This window comes from Mesorhizobium sp. (assembly GCF_004962925.1).
Taxonomy (GTDB): domain Bacteria; phylum Pseudomonadota; class Alphaproteobacteria; order Rhizobiales; family Rhizobiaceae; genus Mesorhizobium.
Map to the genome: position 1 here is coordinate 1 of NZ_SUEO01000353.1, position 3494 is coordinate 3494.

3 protein-coding genes are annotated in these 3494 nt (G+C 63.3%); all 3 read left to right on the forward strand.

Annotated elements, in window-relative coordinates; translation table 11 throughout:
• The first annotated feature begins 23 nt into the window (after positions 1-23).
• The 3 genes from E5W87_RS34715 (at position 24) to E5W87_RS34725 (ending at position 3370) form a co-directional block, all read left to right on the forward strand.
• Complete coding sequence (locus E5W87_RS34715; protein ID WP_292408268.1) at positions 24-692, forward strand: CvpA family protein; 669 nt, start codon at positions 24-26, stop codon at positions 690-692.
• A 78-nt stretch (positions 693-770) separates the two neighbouring features.
• Positions 771-2240: an amidophosphoribosyltransferase gene (gene purF / locus E5W87_RS34720; protein ID WP_292408271.1), complete on the forward strand. Its 1470-nt coding sequence runs from the start codon at positions 771-773 to the stop codon at positions 2238-2240.
• Between the two features lie 383 nt (positions 2241-2623).
• Positions 2624-3370, forward strand: coding sequence for an SDR family NAD(P)-dependent oxidoreductase (locus E5W87_RS34725; RefSeq protein ID WP_292408275.1), 747 nt, complete (start codon positions 2624-2626; stop codon positions 3368-3370).
• The last annotated feature ends 124 nt before the right edge of the window (positions 3371-3494 follow it).

Genomic DNA, 3494 nt, shown 5'->3' on the forward strand with positions numbered 1-3494 from the left:
GCTCATGAAGTGGGGCAAAAGACATGCCGATTACGCTGCTTGACGGAATTCTCGTCGGCTTCACCTTGGTCTCGGCGATGCTCGCCATGGTTCGCGGCTTTTCGCGCGAGATCCTCTCCGTCATCTCCTGGATAGTGGCGGCAGCGGCGGCGTTCTTCTTCTACAAACCGGTCCTGCCTTACGTTCAGCCCTATGTCGACAATGAGAAGATTGCCATGGTGGCCGCCGCTGGCATCGTCTTCATCATCGCGCTGATCGTCGTTTCCGTCATCACCATGAAGCTCGCCGACTGGATCATCGATTCCAGGATCGGCGCGCTCGACCGCACACTCGGTTTCCTCTATGGCGCGGCGCGCGGCATCCTGGTCGTCGCGGTGGCCCTGCTGTTCTTCAACTGGCTGGCCGGTCCCAAGGCTCCGGGCTGGGTCGCCAACGCCAAGTCGCGGCCGCTGCTCGAATCGATCGGCGCCAAGCTCGAAAGCTTGCTGCCTGAAGATCCGGAAAACGCGATCCTCAACAGGCTCAATCCGAGCCAGCCGGCACCCGAGACCGGCGCCGAGACACCTCCGGCGGCGGACGCACCCGCGGCGGATGCGCCGGCAACCGGCGACGATGCTCCGGCGCTCGATGGCAGCGGGACCGACGCGCCACCGGCCGACAATGCGCCGGCCAATCCGGCGCCGGCAAACTGACGATCATGTGAAAGCCGCAAACTCTACGTTGCTCTCGAGCAGTCATCACACTATATAGCGACTTTAGCGGAGCTGAAGATGGCAGACGCAGACGACGTGCTTTCCGCCGAAGTTGACGATCATTTCCATGACGAATGCGGTGTGTTCGGTATTTTTGGCCGGCAGGATGCCGCAGCTATCGTCACGCTTGGCCTGCATGCATTGCAGCATCGCGGCCAGGAAGCGGCTGGTATCGTTTCCTATGACGGCACCCAGTTCCATGTCGAACATCATGTCGGCCTGATCGGCGACACCTTCACCAAGCAGCGCGTCATCGACAGCCTGCAAGGCAACCGTGCTATCGGCCACACGCGCTACGCCACCACCGGCGGCGCCGGCCAACGCAACATCCAGCCGTTTTTTGCCGAGCTTGCCGATGGTGGCTTCGCCGTCGCTCACAACGGTAACCTCACCAACGCCATGACCGTGCAACGCGCGCTGCAGAAACAAGGCGCGATCTTCTCGTCCACCTCCGACACCGAGACGCTGCTGCATCTGGTCGCCACCAGCAGGGAACGCGATCTCAACTCGCGCTTCATCGATGCGGTGCGCCAGGTCGAGGGTGCCTTCTCGCTGGTGGCGATGACGGCAAAGAAGATGATCGGCTGCCGCGATCCGCTCGGCATCCGCCCGCTGGTGCTCGGCGATCTCGACGGCGCCTGGATCCTGGCCTCCGAAACCTGCGCGCTCGACATTATCGGTGCGCGTTTCGTGCGCGACCTGAAGCCCGGCGAGATGGTTGTCGTCACCACCAAGGGCATCGAGAGCCTGTTTCCCTTCGAGCCGCAGAAGACCCGCTTCTGCATCTTCGAATATGTCTATTTCGCGCGTCCGGATTCGTCTGTCGAAGGCCGCAACGTCTACGAGGTGCGCAAGCGCATTGGCGCCGAGCTGGCGCTCGAAAGCCCGGTCGACGCCGATATCGTCGTGCCGGTGCCGGATAGCGGCACCCCGGCGGCGATCGGCTTTTCGCAAGCCGCTGGCATCCCGTTCGAGCTCGGCATCATCCGCAATCACTATGTCGGCCGCACCTTCATCCAGCCTGGCGATTCGATCCGCCACATGGGTGTCAAGCTCAAGCACAACGCCAACCGCCGCATGATCGAAGGCAAGCGCGTGGTGCTGGTCGACGATTCGATCGTGCGCGGCACCACCAGCCAAAAGATCGTGCAGATGGTGCGCGATGCCGGCGCCAAGGAAGTGCACATGCGCATCGCTTCGCCGCCGACACGCGCTTCCTGCTTCTACGGCGTCGACACGCCGGAGAAATCGAAGCTGCTGGCGTCGCGCATGTCGGTAGAAGAGATGGCCGAGTTTATCCGCGTCGATTCGCTCGGATTCCTGTCGATCGACGGGCTCTACCGCGCCGTCGGTGAGGCCGGCCGCGACAACGAGCAGCCGCAATTCTGCGACGCCTGCTTCACCGGGCAATATCCGACCCGGCTTGCCGACTTCGAGGGTTCCGACAATGTGCGCACGCTGTCGCTCTTGGCGGCGGGCGGGTCGTAGGATCACACTACTATCGTGAATGTCGCCGGTGTGAAAACTTCTTCGGGATCGCTTTGTCGCGCCCATCCGGACTTTGCAACGCTGGTAGTTGGCGAAGCCGAAGCGACATGCGATCTTCCCCCTTGCGGGGGAGATGCCCGGCAGGGCAGAGGGGGGTGCTGTCCCTCCGGCCTGTCGATCAATCCTAGCCGCGCGCTTGGGCTGATTTGCCGTCCGAACCGGCTCAATTCGAAACGCCGTGATCCCTCACACCCCCCTCTGTCCTGCCCGACATCTCCCCCGCAAGGGGGGAGATTGCGCCCTCATCTTCGCTTTCGCCAATTGCAAAGGTCGAAGAGCAAGGCCCTAGGGCAACGTAGAGCGCTAACCTTCGGAGCTGCCCGGTGACCCCTACCCTCGACCTCTCCGGCCGTGTCGCGGTCGTCACCGGCGCCTCGCGCGGGATCGGCTATTTCATCGCCCTGGAACTTGCCGCCGCCGGAGCGCATGTCATCGCGGTTGCCCGCACCGTCGGCGGGCTGGAGGAACTCGACGACCAAATCAAGGCGGCCGGCGGACAAGCCACACTTGTGCCGCTCGACCTCGCCGACATGGCCGGCATCGATCGGCTGGGCGGCGCCATCCATGAACGCTGGGGCAAGCTCGACATCCTCGTCGCCAATGCCGGGGTGCTCGGCGTCATCTCGCCGATCGGTCATGTCGAGGCCAAAACCTTCGAAAAGGTGATGACCATCAACGTCACCTCGACATGGCGGCTGATCCGCTCGGTCGACCCGCTGCTCAGGCTCTCCGATGCCGGCCGCGCCATCGTGCTTTCCTCCAACGCCGCCCATTCGGCGCGAGCCTTCTGGGCTCCCTATGCGGCCTCAAAAGCGGCGGTCGAGACCATGATGCGCTCCTGGGCGCATGAGACGGAAAACTTGGCCCTCAGGGTCAACGCCGCCGACCCCGGCGCCACTCGCACCGCCATGCGGGCGCAAGCGGTGCCCGGCGAGGATCCGGAAACGCTGCCGCATCCCCAGGAGATCGCCAAACGCATCGTGCCGCTGGCCAGCCCGGATCTGAAGGAAACCGGGCTGATCTTCCAGGCCAAGCACAACCGTTTTGTCGCCCACCGGCAGCCGGAGTAGACGCACCGCGTATTTTGGCGGAAGATTGCGCCGCCACCGACGTTGTGGGAATGCCTAGTTTTCGCAAAACGTCGGCCGTGAAGAATTCGGAAGCCGCTGATATTCCATAGGAATCGCCCGATTT